This window comes from Knoellia sp. LjRoot47, assembly GCF_964253435.1.
GTDB lineage: Bacteria > Actinomycetota > Actinomycetes > Actinomycetales > Dermatophilaceae > Knoellia.
Genome location: NZ_CAXUQS020000001.1, coordinates 472,948 through 489,377 on the forward strand (window position 1 = coordinate 472,948; position 16,430 = coordinate 489,377).

27 protein-coding genes and 1 pseudogene are annotated in these 16,430 nt (G+C 70.2%); 19 read left to right on the forward strand and 9 right to left on the reverse strand.

What is annotated here, in order from left to right:
* Nucleotide 1: 1 nt before the first annotated feature.
* The gene (locus tag ACSQ11_RS02320) at nucleotides 2-1,435 is read right to left on the reverse strand and encodes a D-alanyl-D-alanine carboxypeptidase/D-alanyl-D-alanine-endopeptidase (RefSeq protein ID WP_436002665.1); all 1,434 of its coding nucleotides are present in this window, start codon (nucleotides 1,433-1,435) and stop codon (nucleotides 2-4) included.
* Between the two features lie 106 nt (nucleotides 1,436-1,541).
* Between ACSQ11_RS02320 and ACSQ11_RS02325 the strand changes: the two genes are divergently transcribed.
* Nucleotides 1,542-2,174: an inorganic diphosphatase gene (locus tag ACSQ11_RS02325; RefSeq protein ID WP_436002668.1), complete on the forward strand. Its 633-nt coding sequence runs from the start codon at nucleotides 1,542-1,544 to the stop codon at nucleotides 2,172-2,174.
* Nucleotides 2,175-2,190: 16 nt separating this feature from the next.
* Here ACSQ11_RS02325 and ACSQ11_RS02330 read toward each other — a convergent pair whose 3' ends face one another.
* The 4 genes from ACSQ11_RS02330 to ACSQ11_RS02345 form a co-directional block, all read right to left on the reverse strand.
* Complete coding sequence (locus tag ACSQ11_RS02330) at nucleotides 2,191-2,892, reverse strand: GNAT family N-acetyltransferase (protein WP_436002670.1); 702 nt, start codon at nucleotides 2,890-2,892, stop codon at nucleotides 2,191-2,193.
* A complete protein-coding gene (locus tag ACSQ11_RS02335) occupies nucleotides 2,889-3,089 on the reverse strand; it encodes a hypothetical protein (protein ID WP_436002672.1) in 201 nt (66 codons plus the stop codon). The genes ACSQ11_RS02330 and ACSQ11_RS02335 overlap by 4 nt, the downstream gene beginning before the upstream one ends.
* A gap of 62 nt (nucleotides 3,090-3,151) precedes the next feature.
* Nucleotides 3,152-3,391 (reverse strand): hypothetical protein, encoded by a 240-nt coding sequence (locus ACSQ11_RS02340; RefSeq protein ID WP_436002674.1) that lies wholly within the window; start codon nucleotides 3,389-3,391, stop codon nucleotides 3,152-3,154.
* A gap of 116 nt (nucleotides 3,392-3,507) precedes the next feature.
* Complete coding sequence (locus ACSQ11_RS02345; RefSeq protein WP_436002676.1) at nucleotides 3,508-3,897, reverse strand: hypothetical protein; 390 nt, start codon at nucleotides 3,895-3,897, stop codon at nucleotides 3,508-3,510.
* A gap of 108 nt (nucleotides 3,898-4,005) precedes the next feature.
* Between ACSQ11_RS02345 and ACSQ11_RS02350 the strand changes: the two genes are divergently transcribed.
* The 4 genes from ACSQ11_RS02350 (at nucleotide 4,006) to ACSQ11_RS02365 (ending at nucleotide 7,177) form a co-directional block, all read left to right on the forward strand.
* Complete coding sequence (locus ACSQ11_RS02350) at nucleotides 4,006-4,383, forward strand: thioesterase family protein (RefSeq protein WP_436002678.1); 378 nt, start codon at nucleotides 4,006-4,008, stop codon at nucleotides 4,381-4,383.
* Complete coding sequence (locus tag ACSQ11_RS02355; protein ID WP_436002680.1) at nucleotides 4,383-5,045, forward strand: lysophospholipid acyltransferase family protein; 663 nt, start codon at nucleotides 4,383-4,385, stop codon at nucleotides 5,043-5,045. Before ACSQ11_RS02350 ends, ACSQ11_RS02355 begins: the two co-directional genes overlap by 1 nt.
* A 283-nt stretch (nucleotides 5,046-5,328) precedes the next feature.
* Nucleotides 5,329-5,502 carry a hypothetical protein gene (locus tag ACSQ11_RS02360; protein WP_436002682.1) on the forward strand — a complete coding sequence of 58 codons (174 nt, stop codon included), beginning with the start codon at nucleotides 5,329-5,331 and terminating at the stop codon, nucleotides 5,500-5,502.
* A gap of 331 nt (nucleotides 5,503-5,833) precedes the next feature.
* The gene (locus ACSQ11_RS02365) at nucleotides 5,834-7,177 is read left to right on the forward strand and encodes a tyrosine-type recombinase/integrase (protein WP_436002684.1); all 1,344 of its coding nucleotides are present in this window, start codon (nucleotides 5,834-5,836) and stop codon (nucleotides 7,175-7,177) included.
* Here the strand turns inward: ACSQ11_RS02365 and ACSQ11_RS02370 are convergent.
* The 4 genes from ACSQ11_RS02370 to ACSQ11_RS02385 all read right to left on the reverse strand — a co-directional run bounded on the left by ACSQ11_RS02370 (nucleotide 7,137) and on the right by ACSQ11_RS02385 (nucleotide 8,901).
* On the reverse strand, nucleotides 7,137-7,364 hold the full coding sequence (locus ACSQ11_RS02370; RefSeq protein WP_436002686.1) for a DUF3263 domain-containing protein: 228 nt from the start codon (nucleotides 7,362-7,364) through the stop codon (nucleotides 7,137-7,139). The two genes, ACSQ11_RS02365 and ACSQ11_RS02370, sit on opposite strands and share 41 nt — an antisense overlap.
* Entirely contained in the window at nucleotides 7,361-7,744 is a 384-nt protein-coding gene (locus ACSQ11_RS02375; RefSeq protein WP_436002688.1) for a hypothetical protein, read from the reverse strand. The genes ACSQ11_RS02370 and ACSQ11_RS02375 overlap by 4 nt, the downstream gene beginning before the upstream one ends.
* On the reverse strand, nucleotides 7,741-8,046 hold the full coding sequence (locus tag ACSQ11_RS02380; protein WP_436002690.1) for a hypothetical protein: 306 nt from the start codon (nucleotides 8,044-8,046) through the stop codon (nucleotides 7,741-7,743). The genes ACSQ11_RS02375 and ACSQ11_RS02380 overlap by 4 nt, the downstream gene beginning before the upstream one ends.
* Before the next feature lie 159 nt (nucleotides 8,047-8,205).
* A complete protein-coding gene (locus tag ACSQ11_RS02385; RefSeq protein WP_436002692.1) occupies nucleotides 8,206-8,901 on the reverse strand; it encodes a helix-turn-helix transcriptional regulator in 696 nt (231 codons plus the stop codon).
* A 180-nt stretch (nucleotides 8,902-9,081) separates the two neighbouring features.
* On the opposite strand from ACSQ11_RS02385, the gene ACSQ11_RS02390 reads away from it, so the two are divergent.
* The 14 genes and pseudogenes from ACSQ11_RS02390 to ACSQ11_RS02455 all read left to right on the forward strand — a co-directional run bounded on the left by ACSQ11_RS02390 (nucleotide 9,082) and on the right by ACSQ11_RS02455 (nucleotide 16,402).
* Nucleotides 9,082-9,357: a helix-turn-helix domain-containing protein gene (locus tag ACSQ11_RS02390; protein WP_436002694.1), complete on the forward strand. Its 276-nt coding sequence runs from the start codon at nucleotides 9,082-9,084 to the stop codon at nucleotides 9,355-9,357.
* A gap of 163 nt (nucleotides 9,358-9,520) precedes the next feature.
* Nucleotides 9,521-9,724: a hypothetical protein gene (locus ACSQ11_RS02395; protein WP_436002695.1), complete on the forward strand. Its 204-nt coding sequence runs from the start codon at nucleotides 9,521-9,523 to the stop codon at nucleotides 9,722-9,724.
* Nucleotides 9,725-9,801: 77 nt separating this feature from the next.
* Nucleotides 9,802-10,059: a hypothetical protein gene (locus ACSQ11_RS02400; protein WP_436002697.1), complete on the forward strand. Its 258-nt coding sequence runs from the start codon at nucleotides 9,802-9,804 to the stop codon at nucleotides 10,057-10,059.
* Nucleotides 10,056-10,481: a hypothetical protein gene (locus ACSQ11_RS02405; RefSeq protein ID WP_436002699.1), complete on the forward strand. Its 426-nt coding sequence runs from the start codon at nucleotides 10,056-10,058 to the stop codon at nucleotides 10,479-10,481. The genes ACSQ11_RS02400 and ACSQ11_RS02405 overlap by 4 nt, the downstream gene beginning before the upstream one ends.
* A complete protein-coding gene (locus ACSQ11_RS02410; RefSeq protein ID WP_436002701.1) occupies nucleotides 10,478-10,909 on the forward strand; it encodes a hypothetical protein in 432 nt (143 codons plus the stop codon). The genes ACSQ11_RS02405 and ACSQ11_RS02410 overlap by 4 nt, the downstream gene beginning before the upstream one ends.
* Before the next feature lie 154 nt (nucleotides 10,910-11,063).
* Nucleotides 11,064-11,867 carry a hypothetical protein gene (locus ACSQ11_RS02415; RefSeq protein ID WP_436002703.1) on the forward strand — a complete coding sequence of 268 codons (804 nt, stop codon included), beginning with the start codon at nucleotides 11,064-11,066 and terminating at the stop codon, nucleotides 11,865-11,867.
* Nucleotides 11,868-11,871: 4 nt separating this feature from the next.
* The gene (locus ACSQ11_RS02420) at nucleotides 11,872-12,954 is read left to right on the forward strand and encodes a recombination directionality factor (protein ID WP_436002705.1); all 1,083 of its coding nucleotides are present in this window, start codon (nucleotides 11,872-11,874) and stop codon (nucleotides 12,952-12,954) included.
* Nucleotides 12,951-13,700 (forward strand): 3'-5' exonuclease, encoded by a 750-nt coding sequence (locus tag ACSQ11_RS02425; protein ID WP_436002707.1) that lies wholly within the window; start codon nucleotides 12,951-12,953, stop codon nucleotides 13,698-13,700. Before ACSQ11_RS02420 ends, ACSQ11_RS02425 begins: the two co-directional genes overlap by 4 nt.
* Complete coding sequence (locus ACSQ11_RS02430; protein ID WP_436002709.1) at nucleotides 13,697-14,005, forward strand: hypothetical protein; 309 nt, start codon at nucleotides 13,697-13,699, stop codon at nucleotides 14,003-14,005. Before ACSQ11_RS02425 ends, ACSQ11_RS02430 begins: the two co-directional genes overlap by 4 nt.
* Nucleotides 14,002-14,553, forward strand: a pseudogene (locus ACSQ11_RS02435) (DNA cytosine methyltransferase); the annotation flags it as partial. The gene ACSQ11_RS02430 and the pseudogene ACSQ11_RS02435, both read left to right, overlap by 4 nt.
* Before the next feature lie 34 nt (nucleotides 14,554-14,587).
* The gene (locus ACSQ11_RS02440; RefSeq protein ID WP_436006800.1) at nucleotides 14,588-14,785 is read left to right on the forward strand and encodes a hypothetical protein; all 198 of its coding nucleotides are present in this window, start codon (nucleotides 14,588-14,590) and stop codon (nucleotides 14,783-14,785) included.
* Between the two features lie 29 nt (nucleotides 14,786-14,814).
* Nucleotides 14,815-15,603 (forward strand): hypothetical protein, encoded by a 789-nt coding sequence (locus tag ACSQ11_RS02445; RefSeq protein WP_436006802.1) that lies wholly within the window; start codon nucleotides 14,815-14,817, stop codon nucleotides 15,601-15,603.
* Nucleotides 15,600-15,791: a hypothetical protein gene (locus ACSQ11_RS02450; protein WP_436002711.1), complete on the forward strand. Its 192-nt coding sequence runs from the start codon at nucleotides 15,600-15,602 to the stop codon at nucleotides 15,789-15,791. The genes ACSQ11_RS02445 and ACSQ11_RS02450 overlap by 4 nt, the downstream gene beginning before the upstream one ends.
* Nucleotides 15,788-16,402: a hypothetical protein gene (locus tag ACSQ11_RS02455; protein ID WP_436002712.1), complete on the forward strand. Its 615-nt coding sequence runs from the start codon at nucleotides 15,788-15,790 to the stop codon at nucleotides 16,400-16,402. The genes ACSQ11_RS02450 and ACSQ11_RS02455 overlap by 4 nt, the downstream gene beginning before the upstream one ends.
* Nucleotides 16,403-16,430 lie beyond the last annotated feature (28 nt).

Below are 16,430 nucleotides of genomic sequence, written 5' to 3' on the forward strand. Positions count from 1 at the left end.
CCTAGTGGCATCCGCACAGGGTGAGTGCGGTGACGAAGCGATCCAACGCCGCGCGTGCGCCCAGCGTTCCCGACGAGGCTGGCACACGGTCGGCGAGGATCGTGAACGTGACCAGGCGTCCGTCGGCCGTCACCGTCGTCCCGGCCAGGCTGGAGATGCCGGTCAACGTGCCGGTCTTCGCCCGGGGTATGCCGGCCACGGCCTTGGTCTCCCTGCTCTGGAACCGCTTCGACAACGTGCCGTCGAGCCCCGCCACCGGGAGGTTGGCGACGACCTCCCGCAGCCAGGGGTTGCGGTCGGTGGTCGCGAGGGTCAGGACCTCGCTGAGGGTGGTCGTGGAGACGAGCTGCCCGTAGGCGAGACCACTCGTGTCGAGCGCGGCATACCCGGTGACATCGACGCCCGCCGCCACCAGCGACTCCCGCACGAAGGCCGGGGGCGCTGCGGGCGAGGCCGCCGAGACCCCGGCGGCGGCCATGGCCTGGCGGACGAGGTTCTCGGTCAACGCGTCGTCGCTGTCGCCCAGGGCCAGGTCCACGATCTCGCGGTAGGTCGCCGACTCCACCGAGCCGAGCTCCTGGGCCGCGTCGGGTGCCCGGGTCCCGTGCCCGCTGAAGGGAGCGAGGGTCGTCGCGATCCCTCGCTGGGTGAGGAGCGCTGCCAGCCTCCCGGCCACCGACACCTCGGCGACCGCCACCGAAGGCCGCCCGATCCGGGGGCGCTCCGTCGCGCGGCCCAGCATCGCCACCCCTTGGGTGAAGCCGTCACGGACATCGATGGCCTTCCATTTCGCCGGGTAGCGGGGACCAGCGGCATAGCTGGCGTCGACGCTGAGGGTCACCGCCGTGAGTCGGCGGTCACGCAGGGACTCCGCGACCTCGTCGGCGAGGGTGGCCAGTCCTGCGCGACCCTCGACCGACGCCGGGTCCGAGGCACCCTCCCCGAGCCTGGTGTCACCACCGGCGACGAGGACGATCTCCGCCGGACCCTTGCCGCCGACGACCTTCGTGGTCATCCGGGCGTCGGGGTCCAGGTGCTCGGTGATGGCCACCGCTGCGAGGAGCTTGAGGGTCGAGGCTGGTGCGCGGGCAACACTGGGGGACACGGCATACAGCTCGGTTCCCGTCACTCCGTCGCGCACGCTGATGCCGACGCTGGGACCCAGCCACGGGTCCTTGGCGAGCGCGGCGAGGGCCTTCGTCAGACCGGCTGTGGTGGGTACCGCTCCGGCTGCCGTGGCGGTCGGCGAAGGGGTCGCGGTGGCGGGCGCGGCGCTCGGCAGCGCGGCCCAGACGGGCGAGGCGGACGGCGACCCGGTGGGGGTCGGCGGGTCGACCGGGGCCCCGTCGTAGGTGAGGATCCCGGGGGCGAGGTCGGCGACGTCGGCGGCGGCGTAGCCCACCCCGCCGACGAGAAGAAGGGTGACCCCCGCCACTACTGCCCGCCGCATCGGACCCCTTTCTTTGGTGCCCCCTCGCTCATACGGGACACTGGTCCCCGAGCGTAGGTCATCCATACCCATCCGAAAGAAGGCCACCAACGTGGAGTTCGACGTCACCATCGAGATCCCCAAGGGACACCGCAACAAGTACGAGGTGGATCACGAGACCGGTCGCATCCGCCTGGACCGCATGCTGTTCACGTCGATGGCGTACCCGTCGGACTACGGCTACGTCGAGGACACCCTGGGTGAGGACGGCGACCCGCTGGACGCCCTCGTGCTGCTCGACGAGCCCACGTGGCCCGGCTGCCTCGTGCGCGCCCGCCCCATCGGCATGTTCCACATGCGTGACGAGGCCGGCGGCGACGACAAGATCCTCTGCATCCCGGCGGGCGACCCGCGCAAGGCGCACATCACCGAGCTCGAGCACATCAGCGAGTTCGACCGCCTCGAGATCCAGCACTTCTTCGAGACCTACAAGGACCTCGAGCCCGGCAAGTCCGTCGAGGGCGCCCACTGGGCCGGCCGCGAGGACGCCGAGCGGTGCGTCGACGAGGCGATCGAGCGCGCCCGGGAGGCCGGGATGACCACGGCCCGCTGGCGTATGCCGGCCGCCCAGGAGTCCGACGCCAAGGCGGCCTCCGCGGCACGCACCGAGGAGGAGCACGCCCACGCGGCCGCGAAGGCCAAGGAGGAGCTCGCCACCAAGGAGAAGCCCCTCAGCGACGACTGACGCCCGACCGGAGCCGTCAGGAGGCCGCCAGCGACGTTCGCTGGCGGCCTTCGTCGTCGAAGTTCGCGGGGTCGAGCCACGCGTCGTGCCGGGCGCGGACGTCCGGCCACTCCTCGCCCGTCACCGAGAACCAGTCGGTGTCGCGGTTGCGGCCCTGCGTGACCATGTGGTTGCGGAACCGACCCTCGTAGGTGAACCCGAGGCGGTTGGCGGCGCGGCGCGACGGCTCGTTGAGGCTGTCGCACTTCCACTCGAACCGGCGGTAGCCGAGGTCGTCGAAGGCGTGGCGCATGAGCAGCGAGATCGCTTCGGTCGCGGCGCGGGTCCGCTGGAGACTGCGTGAGTAGAGGACGCCCGCGACCTCGACCTGGCCCGTCGCGGGGTCGATCCGCATGAACGAGGCGATGCCGCTGGCCCGCCCGGCCCGCTCCTCGAGCGGCACGAGGGCGAACGCCACCGTTGCCGGGTCCTCGACCACGGCAGCGAGGTGCATCCACAGCGCGGCGAGGGTCGTGGGCCGTGCGACCGGCCGGTAGGTCCACAACGGCCCGTCGTCGGGACCGCACACGGCGTCGAAGAGGTCGGAGTAGTGCACCGAGTCGAGCGGCACGACCCGCACGTAGCGGCCCTCGAGGGTGACCGGCTCCGGTCGGGGGCGCGGCTCCCATCCAGGCACCGCGACGCCGACGGGTTGTCCGAACGTGTTGACGTCGCTCACACGGGCACCGCGAGGTCGTCGTGCAGCGCCGCGAGGGTCCGGGCGATGTTGCGCTCCTGGAACGCGGCAAAGGTCCGGCCCCCGGCGAGCCGGGAGTCGAGGAGGTCGACGGCCCGGTCGGCCACCACCCGGCACCGGGTCTGCCACCGCGCGCCGGGGACGTCCACCGAGCCACTGACCTTCATCCGTCGCGCCATCGTCCGAGCCTAGGCGAGGCGCCCGGGACGCCCCGACCGAGCGCCCGGTTCAGCGCGCCGGATCAGCGGGACACGTAGATCTGGAACCCCGGGTGGTCGGTCCAGTCCAGGCTCATGACCCGGGTGCTCGAGAACGCGAACCCGTTGGAGGCGAGGAAGTGCTGCACGGACCCGTCGCCCTTGCGGTACATCCCGGACGGGACGTAGGTCTGTGCGTTGGGCGAGCCGCCGTAGGTCATGTTCCAGTCGCCGCCGAGGATGACCGAGCCGCCGCTGTTGTAGCTCGAGATGATCGACTTCATCTGCGATGCCTGGCTGGTGCGGGCCGTCCCGCTGGTCGCGAGGTGCGTGACGCAGACCCGGAAGGCGCCCGAGGCGCACGACAGGGTGCGCTTCTCGACCGTCGAGCTCTGCGCGTTTAGGTGTGGCGCACCACGGACGAGGCCGTGACGCCGGACCGGAAGAGCACGGCATTGCCGTAGGCCGAGCCGTTGCGGCACTTCTGGGTGCCCGACTGCGTGAACTGCCCCCGGAACCCCGTCCCGCTCGCGATCGCCGTGATGTCGTTGGCGCACGCCTCGTTGAGGGTGACGGCATACGGGGTTCGTGCCTTGATGAGCGCGATCGTCCCTGCCTGGGCGCGGCCCGTGTAGCACCCGGCGTAGCCCGAGTTGCACATGTTGACCTGCAGCACGCTGTAGGAGGTCGCGGCATGGGAAGGCGTCGCCCACGAGAGGCTGCCCATGACGAGCAGGAGACCGAGCAGCAGCTGGACCGGCCGACGCGCGGCCCCGAGGGTGGCTGTCATGCGTCGAGACTAGGGACGCGGCGCCCGATGCGCACCACTTCGGGAGATCGGAGCCGCTGACGGCGCGTACTCAGGCGCCGTCACTGCCGTCGTTGCTTGACTGTGGCCATGGACGCACCCCGGCCGGTCCCCGTCGAGCAGACCTTCGTCGTCGGCGACGACGACACCGCCCTCGCCCTCGGCTCGGGTGCCCTTCCGGTGCTCGCCACTCCCCGGCTGCTCGCGTGGATGGAGGCAGCGACGTGCGCCGCACTCGAGCCCGTCATCGGCGAGGGACGCACGAGTGTCGGCACCCGGGTGGACCTCCAGCACTCCGCCGCCTCCCCCGTCGGCGCCGAGGTCGTCGTCACCGCGGACCCGTCCCACAGCGACGGGCGACTGCACCGGCTCAGGGTGAGCGGACGGCATACGGACGGCAGGGTCGTCGCGACCGGCGAGGTCACCCGCGTCGTCGTCGACGTCGACCGCTTCCTCGGACGGCTCTGATGCCGACGCCGCGCCAGCACCTGCGGAACGCCGCCGGGTTCGCGCTGGTGTGGGCCGCGGCGGGGGTCGCGCACCGCGTGCGGTTCCGGACGATGGGTTCGGTGCCGCGCACCGGCCCGGCCATCGTCGTCGCCAACCACCTCACGATGACCGACCCGCTCGCCGTCGCGCGGGTGGCGATCGGGCACCGACGCTTCCCACACTTCCTCGCGATGCAGGAGGTGTTCGGCTGGCCCGGCATCGGGTCGTTGGCGCGCGCGACCGGCCAGATCCCCGTGGCCCGCGGGTCGGCCTCGGCCGCCGCGGCCCTCGACCTCGCGTCCGAGCACCTGGCCAAGGGCCACCTCGTCGCCCTGTATCCCGAGGGTCGGCTCACCACCGAGCCCGACCAGATGCCCGGTCCGGCGCGCACCGGCGCGGCACGACTCGCCCTGCGCCACCCCGAGGCGCCGGTCGTCCCGGTGGGGACGTGGGGGCCGAAGCAGGGCACCGAGCACATCTGGCACCGGCACACGGCCTGCCTGTCGGTCGGGCCGGCGGTCGACCTCTCGCGGTGGACCGGCCGCACCGACGAGGCCGCCGCCCGCGAGGTCACCGACGCGATCATGGGCGCGATCCTCGAGCAGATCGCCGTCGCGAAACAGATGTGGCACAAACGCTGACGCCGTGACCGGACGTCCGATCGTGCCCGGCTTGCCGCTGATTGACCAGGGCACAAATGGTCACCCACGCATCGGTATGCAGAGCGGCGCGGGTTCTAGCGTGAAGAAAGCCCGCGAGGCGCCCGACCGCAACGGGAGGTGTCCAGATGTGCGATGGATGGCAGTGGTGAAGCCCCCACGCCCCCTGCGCTGCGGCCTGGACTCGGTGGCCACGCCAGCGGGCTGACGCGTCTCGAGCCGTCTACGCGCCCTATCCCGGGGGCGTTCTTGGCACCATGGCGCCATGCACACGGGTCGGATCAGGACGTGGGGGGAGGCGCACTTCGGTGAGCCCGCCCCACCACGACGGATCGAGGCGCTCGAGAGGGACGTGGGTCACCCCCTGCCGTTGGAGTTGCGCGAGCTCCTGCTCGAGGCCGACGGCATCGAGGGCGAGTACGGACTGGGGCTGCTGTGACCCGCGGAGCGCACCGCGGCGGACAACGCCACCTTCCGCACCAGCCCCGCGTTGACCGACCACTACATGCCGTTCGACGGCCTCCCTCCCGGGGGACGAAGACGCCGGAGACCAGAAACGCCCCCGACCGGAGTCGGGGGCGTTGCCTGAGCCGCTTGTCGGAATCGAACCGACGACCTATTCATTACGAGTGATACGTTGGAGTCATGGCGACCCCACCTGCTCTGTGTATTTGTGCAGGTCAGCCGCATATTCGGCTGGTCTGCGCCGGATCATTCCGGCCTGATCCAGAGTGTACTATAGAGTGTACTGCCATGGATAGCGGTCAGGCATGGTGAAGAGCAAGCGCCGAGACAAGGGCGACGGCTCCCTCTTCCAGCGCCACACCAAGGACTGCCCGCCGGCCGTCCCCACCGAGCAGCCTGACGGCACGACGAAGCGCGAACGGCCCAAGCACCGGTGCAACGGGCTCTGGATCGCCCGGGTCGAGCTCGACGACGACAACGGCAAGCGCCGCGTCAAGGAGCGAGCCCGCAAGGACTACGCCGACGCCGTGAAGGTCCTGCGCGAGCTGCGCAAAGAGGTCGCCGTCCACGGCACCATCGCCACCGGCTCCATGAGCGTCGAGACCTGGCTGCGCCACTGGCACGCCGAGGTCGTCTCCGTCACCGAGGCACCCTCCACCGTCGCGTCCTACCGCTCCATCATCGAGAACCAGCTCATCCCCACCCTCGGCAAGAAGCGCCTGGACCGCCTCACCCCCGAGCACGTCCGACAGATGCACAAGACGCTGCGTGCGCGAGTCACCGTCCGCGGCAAACCGCTCGCCGAGTCCTCGATCCTCAAGGCCCACAACGTCCTCTCCTCAGCGCTCGGGCAGGCCCACGCCGACGGCAAGGTCAACCGCAACGTCGCGCGCATCGCGAAGAAGCCGACCCTGCCCGACGTCGACAAGGCCACCCTCACCGCTGACCAGGTGCGGCACTTCCTGCGCGCCAACGCCGAGCACCCACTCCTCCCCCGCTTCGCCACCGCCCTCTTCACCGGCGAACGACAGGGCGAAGTCATCGGACTCACCATCGACCGGCTCGACCTCGAGCACGGCATCGCCGACGTCACGTGGCAGCTGCAGCGGATCAAGTTCCGCCACGGCTGCAATGACACCTGCGGCATGAAGAGAGCCGGCTCCTGCCCCAAGCGCGAGCTCAACATCCGACCGGGCCTGCGCGGAGCCGTGCAACAGCTCGACGGCGGACTCTGCCTCACCCGGCCCAAGTCGAGGAAGGGCAAGCGGCTCGTGCCACTGCACCCCTTCCTCGTGGCGCTGCTCACCGAGCACCTGCGCCGAGCCGAGCCCAACCCCCACGGCCTCGTGTTCGCCCGACCAGACGGCCGACCGCTCGACCCGCGCCGCGACCTCGACGAGTGGTATGCCGCGCTCGAGCGGGCCGGGATGGACCAGCACGGCACCCACCTCGCACGGCGGGTCGTCGCCACCAGCCTGCGCGCGAAGGGCACCGACCGAAAGACCATGCGCGACGTCCTCGGCCACGCGACCGACCAGTCGACGGACCACTACCTCACCGGCGACCTCGAGCTCGCCCAGGTGGCGATGCTCGCTGTGGGCAACGAGTTCACGCCGCGCAGCGACGACCCCGGTCCCGACGAGACCTGAGCACGCCCATCACGATCGGGTATGCCGCCCACGCCTCGGCATCGTCGAGCAGGGCGTTGACCCGCTGCCAGCTGCGTACCGCCGACAGCCCGGTCCGCTCGGCCATCACACTCTCGAGGCGCCCGTCGCGGCCGCGGTTGAGGTGCTCGCCGATCGCCTCGAGCAGCTGCTCGTCCTGCGGCGTCATCGCGGCGTCACCGTCACGTCGGTGACCGTGCCAGCCGACAGGGCGCACGAGTAGTTCAGCGTCTGCTTGCCGCCGAGCTGGTTCTCTCCCGTCAGCGTCCCCGCGATGCGTGAGGAGTTCTGCACGTCCGGATAGGAGAAGTCTGCGGTCGACGGGTTCTTCAACCGCTGGCTCACCATCTCCTCGCAGATCACACGAGCACGGCCAAGGTCGGGCTCGTCCGGGCTGTCGCCCCCGCCGAACAGCACGACGGCCATGCCGCCCACGAAGAACAGGACGATGAGCGGGAACACCACCTGCTCCCACGTCTTGAGGCGGAGGTAGTAGGCCTTCGCGCGCTCGAACGCGGTGGACGCCTGTGGGTCACTCTCGGTCGTCATGCGGGATCCTCCAGGTCCTCGAGCCGGCTGACGATGATCGTCCGCTCGGCAGGGTGCAGGTGGGCGGGGTCGAGACGGTGGGTCAGCACACGCGGCGTCACCCAGAGCACGTCGGCGGCCTCTCCGACGTGGCAGCGCGACCAGGCGAGCGCGTCCGCCACGACGTGCGGGTCAGGCAGCAGGTAGCGCGCAGCGGCTGCCTGCACTCGCCTCTCGACGGGCTCAGGCTGGCAGCCGCGGTGGTCGCGGCGGACGTGCTCGAGCTCGTGCGCGAGGACGCAGCGCCGCTCCACCTGGGTCATGTCCGAGCGCATCCAGATGCGTTCGCCGTCGGTGGCGCCGCGGAGGTATTCGGGGAGGTCAGAGCGCCAATGGAGTAGTAGGTGAGACATCCCCCGGAGCGCCCGCCATGGGTGTGGCTGGTGCATGTCGTGGACGCTACGTGGCGCATCCGACAGGCCTCAGTCCTCGCCCGGCGGGCGCTGATCGCCGTGCGCCCGAGTGGGCTTCGAGTTGACGTCCGCAGCCAGGCCGGCCACGTCTTCAACCGACGCAGTGTCTGCGTACTTCGGATCGTTGGGGTCGACCTTGCGGCGTGCCGCGAGGTCGTCTTGCGCCGACGTCACGTCGGCATCTCTGGTGGGGGGACCATCACTGGTGTCCTTTCGAGGGTTGGCCTGCAGCGCACGGATTGCGCGCTGCGCTTCGGCAAGGTCGATGCGTAGTTGGGCGAGCTCGGTCTCTACCTGAGACGCCCGGGCGAGTCGTGCGGTGAGCGTGGCGATGAGCGCGACATCGTCGCTTCCGGTGAGTGCGTCCGCCGCTTGGGCGCCCTGCGCCTCGCGACGGAGTCGGGCTAGATCGGGCAGGGCTTCGATGGCGCCCTCGGGGGCCATCTCCTCTTCCGCGATCTCTTCTCCGAACTCCATCAGGAGCGAGTGCAGCTCGCGGATGCGGCCGAACTTCCAGCCGAGCACCTTCTCCAGGTCCTGCTGCGCCTCGGCGGGGAACGGCTCCATGCGCCCGTTCTCGATCTTGCCCATCGTGGTCTTCCCGGGGCCGCCGTACTCGGCGACCTGCTCTTGGGTGATGCCGACCTGCTTGCGTCGCCACCGCACGATGTTGCCGATCGTCTTCCACGCCTCTTTGTCGTTCATGGGTTCAGCGTGCCCGGGAAAGCAACGACAAGTCCAGTAGAGAAGTGACAAGTCAGTGACACCGAGTGACCGCAGGTGGGGAAGTTACGCACGTGTCTTTCAGCACGTCGGGGGACTTGTCACCGACAAATTGGTGACAAGTGGTTGCACTTGTCATCGCTTGTCTGTAAGTTGTCAGTCATGCCAGCAACCAACGCACTCGGACCCATGGTTCGCATCAAGGACGTGCGGCTCGCCCACAACCTGACGATGAAGCAGCTCGCCGAGAAGATCGCCGAGCAGGGAGTCGCCATCAGCGAGGGCGGGATCAGCAACGTCGAGAACGGCAACAAGCAGGCCTCGGACCGGCTGCTCACCGCCTGGTCTCAGGCACTCGGCCTCGACCCGCTCACGGTGTGGCATGGCCCCCTCCGCCCGACCGTCGTCCCCGGCGTGCCGACGAAGAAGGCGTCATGACCGCGCCCCGCCTGTGCCAGTGCGGCCTTGAGATGTCGCCTGACGCCAAGGGAGTCCTGTGGTGCAACCACTGCGACCAAGGCTGCTCGCGCGGCCTCGCCTGCCCTCAGTGCTGGAAGCTCACAGCCTCGCTCGGCACCGGCCCAAGGACGGAGTACCGGCGATGAATGCTCCCGGACCCATCTCCCTCCCCCTGGCCGCAGCTGCCGCCTCGGTGGGGCTCGGCGAGCGCTACCTGCGTGACGCCATGGACAGCGGCGACCTCATCGGCCACTGGGCCGGCTCGAAGCGCCTCTTCCTCATCGAGGACCTGCGCGAGTGGGTCGAGGCGATGCCGACCAGCAGGCCCGAGAAGAAGCCCTCCTGAACCACCCGTAATGCAAGCGGGCCGGCTCCGCCCTAGCAGACGAACCGGCCCAACTCACTGAAAGGAAGTGTCCCACGATGGACGCCGATCGCACCACCGCCAACTGGGAAGATCCTCCGCCGGATCGCCGCGGCCAGGCCGGAGTCCGCCTGGCACCCGAGCTGCTCGCCGAGATGCAGGCGAACCCGGGTCGCTGGATGAAGTTCCCCGAGCGCCTTCACCGTTCAACGCCCTACCGCTGGTCAAAGCGCTTCGGACTCGAAGTGACGGTTCGGAAGATTGCCGCAGACGGAACGGCTGACATCTACCTCCGTGTGCCCGAGGCGACGTCATGAGCGCCACCTTCGACGTCATCCCCGTCATCGAGCAGGGCGACCACGGCGAGCACGACCGCCACGAGATCCAGCTCGCGCTCACCCCCAACGCGCAGCGCCAGCTCATCCGCGCCATCGCCCGCGCCTGCCTCATCGCGAAGCACGACGGCACCCCGCTCTACGTGCCGCTCCTCGCCGCCGGCCACCCGCAGATCGACGAGATCCAGTCCCACGCCCTCGACCAGGTGCAGGCCGTCATCGGCACCTCGTGGGCCAGCTTCACCGTCTCCCCTGACGAGGCCACCGCCCTCGGCAACGCCCTCCTCGACGCCGGCGAGACACCCACCACGTGCACCGCGTGCGGCCACCTCATCGACACCGACTGCGCGGGCACCGAGTGCGTCCGCTGCTCCGAGACCCCGAAGGGACTCCGATCCGCATGAGCATCGACCAGAAGACCCTCAATATCGTCGAGCGCGCCCACCTCGTCGCCGAGGTCGTCGACGACCTGACCGACATGCGGCTCGCTGTCGCCTCCGCACAGGCCGCCGACTACGACGGCATGTCTGTCCAGGTCCTCGGCGGCGAGGACGCTGTCGACCGGGCAGCCGAGCACTTCGACCTGCCCATCCCCGACGACGGCCTGAGCAGCATCTACCTCCGCGCCGGCGCTGTGCGCGGCGTCGGGCTCCGCATCTACAGCAGCCGCACCCGCCCCGTCCCGGCGTGCACCGTCCCCGAGCACGCCACCACCGGAACCGTCCTCGGTTCCGCCGCCGAGGAAGAGCACGACGTCGAGGTCGGCCCGTTCACCGACGAGCACGGCTTCGACCGCACGCCCGGTCAGTGGCCGATCGGCGGTGCGCTGTGACCAGCCCCCGCCGCGCCGAGGACACCGCACACGGCCGCTACTACACCCACCCCACCAGCGGCGCACAGCTCGTGTCCGTCACCAACGCCCTCTCCGTCGGATGCGCCAAGCCCGCGCTCGTCCCGTGGGCCACCAAGATCGTCGCCGAGAAGTCGTGGGACCACCTCCCCGCATGGTCAAGGCCCTCTTCGCCAAGGACTGCGGCGCCGGACCCAAGCGCGACCAGGCATGCCACACCTGCCGCGACTGCGTCACCCGCGACCTCAAGGCCGAAGTCACCCTCGCCCGCGACAAGGCCAGCGACCTCGGCTCCCGCGTCCATGCCCTCGCCGAGGCGAAGCTCTCCGGCGCGGTCCTGGCATACGAGGACGGCGACGAGCTCGCCGAGGAGTTCGTCGCCCAGTACGTGAAGTTCCTCAAGGACTTCGACGTCGACCCGGCCAAGGACGTCGAGTCGGTCGAGCTCACCGTCGCCAACCCGGCGCTCGGGTATGCCGGCACCCTCGACGTGCTGCTCTATCTCAAGCTCGACGGCTACCTCGCCGGGCAGCCCGTCAAGCCCACCGAGGGCGACTCCCGCCGGCTCTGGCTCATCGACCTCAAGACGAGCCTCACCCGGGCCGCCACCAGCGTCTACGGCGAGTACGCACTGCAGCTCGCCGGGCTGCGCAACGCCTCCGAGATGTGGCTGCCCGACGACACCACGCAGCGCATGGTCGGCGTCCACGGCACCGCGGTGCTCAACCTGCGCCGCAACACCTACGAGCTCATCCCGCTGCCCACCGGGCAAGCCGAGTTCGAGGCGTTCCGCGGCTGCCTGGCCATCGCGAAGTGGATGCACTCCACCGGCGCCGACGTCGCCCGAGGCGACTACCGGCCCATCACCGCCAAGGGCGGCTTCAAGCCCAAGCGCGGCGCCGCCAAGAAGGCCGCCGCCGTCCCCACGAAAGCAGCGTGACGACATGCCCATCTCCCCCATCGTCCTGCAGCGCAGGCACGCCGAGCTCGGACGCATCCGCCTCGGCCAGAAGGTCCCCACCCAGCGCGGCGGCTCCCGCCCCGAGAAGCTCGACCGCTTCCGCTTCACCAGCGGCGACGAGCGCCTCATCACCGACATCGCCACCCTCTACGGCGGCGAGGCCCGCTCCTGGGACAACAGCGGCAAGGCCGAGTTCGAGGTCATCACCGACGCCAAGTCCATCCCCGTCATCGTCGTCAAGGGCGGGTTCTCCCAGTGGATGGAGACATGGTCCGGCGGCGGCTGCACCCACCGCTGCGACGGCATCAACAACGCCCTCACCGGCGGCCTGTGCGACGACAACGACCCGGCCCACAAGAACGCCAAGGCCACCACCCGCCTGTCCGTCATGCTCCGCGACGTCGAGTCCCTCGGCGTGTGGCGCCTCGAGTCCCACGGCTGGAACGCCGCCGCCGAGCTGCCCGCCGTCGCCGAGCTCGCCATGCACGTCGGCGACCTCGTCCCCGCCCTGCTCCACCTGTCCGAGCGGCGCGCCATCAAGGACGGCAAGACGTCCCGCTTCGTCGTCCCCGTCCTCGACCTCGCCGTCTCCAAGCAGCGGCTCGTCGAGATCGTCTCCGGCGTTGCAGCCGGCGCCCAGCAGATCGGCGGCACCGCCCCCCTCGCGATCGAGGCCGGTGGAGCCGGCCTCACCGACGAGGAGATCGACGAGATCGCCGACGCCGCCACCACCGACCAGCTCAACACGCTCTGGCGCCGCCTGGGCGAAGCCGGCCGCCTCACCGACGACGCGAAGCAGCGCATCGCCGCGGCAGCCGCTGAGATCAAGGCCGCCACCGAGACCCCCGAGGCGGGTGACGCGCCCCTCCCCCCTGCCGCGGCGCCCGCCTCGGGCCCGACCGCCGAGCGCGACGCCCTGCAGATGCAGGTGCTCGCACAGGCAGCCGAGCGCGGCATGACCTCTGACGAGGTCATCGCGGACCTCGAGCAGGAGTTCGCGCAGCCGGTCGACGACCTCACGCCCGAGCAGCTGCGTCAGTACCTCGCGAAGGAGCGTGCGGCGTGAGCACCCTGTTCAACGCCGACTGGCGCGACTGGCCCCTCCTCGCCGTCGACACCGAGACCACGGGACCCAACCCCGACGTCGACCGCATCGTCACCGCGACCACGGTCCTCATCGACGGACCGACCACGACGCCGACCACCTGGCTTGCGGACCCCGGCATCCCCATCAGCGACGGCGCCGCCGAGGTTCACGGCATCACCAACGAGGTGGCGCAGCGTGACGGACGCCCCGCCGCATTCGTCATCGCCGAGATCGCCAACGTCCTCCGTCGCGCGATCGACGACGGCACCCCGCTCGTCCTCTTCAACGCCTGCTTCGACCTCACGCTCATCGACCGGGAGTGCCGCCGCCACGGGGTCGAGCTCGACCTCACTCGGGCCCTCGTCATCGACGGCTTCGTCATCGACAAGGCCGTCGACCGGTTCCGCAAGGGCAAGCGCACCCTCACCGCCACCTGCGAGCACTACGGCGTCCGGCTCGACGACGCGCACGACGCGACCGAGGACGCCCTCGCGGCTGCGCGCGTCGCGTGGAGGCTCGCACAGCGGTTCCCCGACCAGGTGTGCGTCGACCTCGCAGTCCTCCACGAGCGCCAGAAGGTGTGGCGACGCGACTGGGCGGAGTCCTTCGGCCAGTACCTCGTGAAGCAGGGCAAGACCGATGACGTCGAGCGCGACTGGCCCGTCGCCCCCCTGCCCCTGGGCTGGACCCCGGACGCCCTGCCCGTCGAGCGGGTGGCGTCATGAGCGCCGACGTCACCACCTTCGACCCGACCCACATCAACCCGTGGGTCGCAGCGTTCATCGTCATCCTGCTCCTCATCGTGCTCGCCGCGCTCGAGGTCCGGGCCAGCATCCGCGAGCGCGAGGAGGAGGCCCGCGCGTACTGGATCGCCCGGCAGGAGGCGAACCGGACTGCGCACGTCCCCTACGGCGAGCGCTGCATGATGCCCCGCTGCGGCAACCGTGCAGCACCCGACCCGTACGACGGCTGGCGCCGCTGCGACGGCTGCAAGGCGAAGGCGGCGCGGCTTGCTGGGGGTGCGGCATGACCCTCACCTACGGCGAGCTCTTCGCCGGCTACGACGGCCTCGGCATGGGCGTCCGCTCCGTGCTCGGCGGCGAGACCTCATGGTTCTGCGAGTTCGACAAGGCACCGTCGCGCATCCTCGCCCACCACTACCCCAACGTCCCCAACTACGGCGACGTCACCAAGGTCGACTGGGCCACCGTCCCCAAGGTCGACGTCATCACCGGCGGCTCACCCTGTCAGGACCTGAGCCACGCCGGCAAACGAAAGGGCATGACCGATGGCACACGCTCCAACCTCTGGGTCCAGATGCGAGAAGCCATCGCCACCATCCGACCCCGCCTCGTCGTCTGGGAGAACGTCCGCGGCGCACTCTCCGCGAACGCTGCTAGCGACGTGGAACCCTGCCCGGGATGTATGGGAGGTGCCGATGACGGAGGGCCTTCTCTGCGAGCACTTGGACGTGTGGCGGGAGACTTGGCCGAGCTCGGGTATGACTCGCGCTGGTACGGCCTACGCGCTGCCGACGTGGGAGGAGCGCACGGACGGTTCCGAATCTTCCTCTTCGCCACTCCTGGGGACACCTCGGGTGACGACCTCTGGAATGACCGCCTCGCAGGCGGCAGTCGACCGTGGCGAGACGAACAGTCGACTGGAGGCGCAGATTGCGCTCCTGCCGACCGCCACGGCCAGGGACTACAAGAACGTCGGGACGCGGGAGGCGTTCGAGCGGCGCAGGCTGGATCACCCGCAGCCCCTCATGGAAATAGTGGTTCACGGGCTCACGCGGCCGACGGACTGACTCTCCTGCCGACGCCCGCCGTCAACGACATGGGCGCCGCGTACACCCCCGAGACGTGGGACGCATGGACCGCGAAGCTGAAGGCTGACCACGGCAACGGCAACGGGCACGGCAAGTCCCTCGCCATCGAGGCGCAGCGGCTCCTGCCGACGCCCGTGTCGGACAACTCCCGCGGGCTGCCGTCGGCGTCAACGGACTATGCATCGTTGGCGAACGAGGCGGCGCGACTGTTTCCGACGCCTCGCGCAACGGATGGCACGAAGGGTGGCCCGAACCAGCGCGGCTCGTCCGGCGACCTGATGCTGCCGAGCGCCGTCCACCTGTTGCCGACTCCGACGACGACGCAGCGCGGCACCGACGCGAACCTCGACACCCGAGAAGGGGCACGCGCGAACCTCCACAACGAGGTCGCCAAACTCCTCCCCACGCCGACGACCGGCAATCGCACCAGCGAGAAGGCCAAGACCGGACGTGACACGAGCGGCCCCTCCCGTGGCGGCCCCAGCATCGGGCTGGAAGACGTTGCGGCAGATCAGGACTGGCGGGAGTACGCCGCCGCGATCGCACGCGCCGAACACGCCACCGGACGCACCGCACCCCCACCCACCGAACCCGGCACCAAAGGCAACCCGCGACTCTCCCCCGCGTTCGTCGAGTGGCTCATGATGCTTCCCGCCGGCCACGTCACCGACCCCGCCATCGGCCTCACACGCAACGAGCAGCTCAAAGCCCTCGGGAACGGCGTCGTGCCACCCCAGGCAGCCGCAGCCACCCGCGCATTCATCGCCGACACCATCGCCGAGCGAGGTGCGGCGTGAAGCGCCTCCCCGACACCTGCCCCGGCTGCGGCCGCAGGACCGCCGAGAACTTCTCCCGCCCCAAGCGCGCAGGCCTCCACTGCCACCAGGACAACACCGACACCTGGCGCACCAACTGCGGCGTCATCGTCTGCGCCTGCGGCAACCACTACCACTCCCGCGGGAGCCAGAAGGGGAACAGGTCATGAGCCTCACCTACGTCACCCGCCCGATCTCCGACCGCAGCTGGATCCGCACCCCCGCGCAGCGAGAGTGGTCACGCTTCGACACCGCCTGGAGCAAGACCCTCAAGGACCTCGAGCGCGAGATCGACATGCTCCGTGGCCGCAACGTCGTCATCGAGGTCGACGTCCGCGAGCGCGACATCCGGCTCGACGGAATGCTCCGAGCCGACGCCCGCGCCAGCAGCCCGGCCGTCGTCATCGCCTTCGAGTCCAAGCACGGGCCCCTCATGTACCGGTGCGACCGCTTCACCCGCCGTTACTCCGACCAGGGCCCCGACTGGCAACACAACGCCCGTGCCATTGCGCTCACCCTCGAGTCCCTGCGCGCCGTCGACCGCTACGGCGCTACGAACACCGGTCAGCAGTACGCCGGCTGGAAGCAGCTCGAGGCCTCCGCCGCGGTCATCACGGCTGCCCCATGGACCGTCCTCGAGGAGCTCGCCTCCACTGGCGTCGCCGACGTCGGCGAGGAGCGCGTCATCAGCCTCGCCCGCCGCAACGCCCACCCCGACCACGGCGGCACCTCCGAGACGTGGGCCCGCTTCGACGCGGCATACAAGGCGGTGCAGCGATGATCCGCCTCGTCTGCGCATGGGTGGGCCG

What these genes read in the sequence shown, in the direction of transcription:
- ACSQ11_RS02335 (WP_436002672.1), bottom strand. Translation starts at nt 3,089, where the DNA reads ATGGCGCGACGGATGAAGGTCAGTGGCTCGGTGGACGTCCCCGGCGCG.
- ACSQ11_RS02340 (WP_436002674.1), bottom strand. Translation starts at nt 3,391, where the DNA reads ATGAAGTCGATCATCTCGAGCTACAACAGCGGCGGCTCGGTCATCCTC.
- ACSQ11_RS02345 (WP_436002676.1), bottom strand. Translation starts at nt 3,897, where the DNA reads ATGACAGCCACCCTCGGGGCCGCGCGTCGGCCGGTCCAGCTGCTGCTC.
- ACSQ11_RS02350 (WP_436002678.1), top strand. Translation starts at nt 4,006, where the DNA reads ATGGACGCACCCCGGCCGGTCCCCGTCGAGCAGACCTTCGTCGTCGGC.
- ACSQ11_RS02355 (WP_436002680.1), top strand. Translation starts at nt 4,383, where the DNA reads ATGCCGACGCCGCGCCAGCACCTGCGGAACGCCGCCGGGTTCGCGCTG.
- ACSQ11_RS02360 (WP_436002682.1), top strand. Translation starts at nt 5,329, where the DNA reads ATGCACACGGGTCGGATCAGGACGTGGGGGGAGGCGCACTTCGGTGAG.
- ACSQ11_RS02365 (WP_436002684.1), top strand. Translation starts at nt 5,834, where the DNA reads ATGGTGAAGAGCAAGCGCCGAGACAAGGGCGACGGCTCCCTCTTCCAG.
- ACSQ11_RS02370 (WP_436002686.1), bottom strand. Translation starts at nt 7,364, where the DNA reads ATGACGCCGCAGGACGAGCAGCTGCTCGAGGCGATCGGCGAGCACCTC.
- ACSQ11_RS02375 (WP_436002688.1), bottom strand. Translation starts at nt 7,744, where the DNA reads ATGACGACCGAGAGTGACCCACAGGCGTCCACCGCGTTCGAGCGCGCG.
- ACSQ11_RS02380 (WP_436002690.1), bottom strand. Translation starts at nt 8,046, where the DNA reads ATGACCCAGGTGGAGCGGCGCTGCGTCCTCGCGCACGAGCTCGAGCAC.
- ACSQ11_RS02385 (WP_436002692.1), bottom strand. Translation starts at nt 8,901, where the DNA reads ATGAACGACAAAGAGGCGTGGAAGACGATCGGCAACATCGTGCGGTGG.
- ACSQ11_RS02390 (WP_436002694.1), top strand. Translation starts at nt 9,082, where the DNA reads ATGCCAGCAACCAACGCACTCGGACCCATGGTTCGCATCAAGGACGTG.
- ACSQ11_RS02395 (WP_436002695.1), top strand. Translation starts at nt 9,521, where the DNA reads ATGAATGCTCCCGGACCCATCTCCCTCCCCCTGGCCGCAGCTGCCGCC.
- ACSQ11_RS02400 (WP_436002697.1), top strand. Translation starts at nt 9,802, where the DNA reads ATGGACGCCGATCGCACCACCGCCAACTGGGAAGATCCTCCGCCGGAT.
- ACSQ11_RS02405 (WP_436002699.1), top strand. Translation starts at nt 10,056, where the DNA reads ATGAGCGCCACCTTCGACGTCATCCCCGTCATCGAGCAGGGCGACCAC.
- ACSQ11_RS02410 (WP_436002701.1), top strand. Translation starts at nt 10,478, where the DNA reads ATGAGCATCGACCAGAAGACCCTCAATATCGTCGAGCGCGCCCACCTC.
- ACSQ11_RS02420 (WP_436002705.1), top strand. Translation starts at nt 11,872, where the DNA reads ATGCCCATCTCCCCCATCGTCCTGCAGCGCAGGCACGCCGAGCTCGGA.
- ACSQ11_RS02430 (WP_436002709.1), top strand. Translation starts at nt 13,697, where the DNA reads ATGAGCGCCGACGTCACCACCTTCGACCCGACCCACATCAACCCGTGG.
- ACSQ11_RS02440 (WP_436006800.1), top strand. Translation starts at nt 14,588, where the DNA reads ATGACCGCCTCGCAGGCGGCAGTCGACCGTGGCGAGACGAACAGTCGA.
- ACSQ11_RS02445 (WP_436006802.1), top strand. Translation starts at nt 14,815, where the DNA reads ATGGGCGCCGCGTACACCCCCGAGACGTGGGACGCATGGACCGCGAAG.
- ACSQ11_RS02455 (WP_436002712.1), top strand. Translation starts at nt 15,788, where the DNA reads ATGAGCCTCACCTACGTCACCCGCCCGATCTCCGACCGCAGCTGGATC.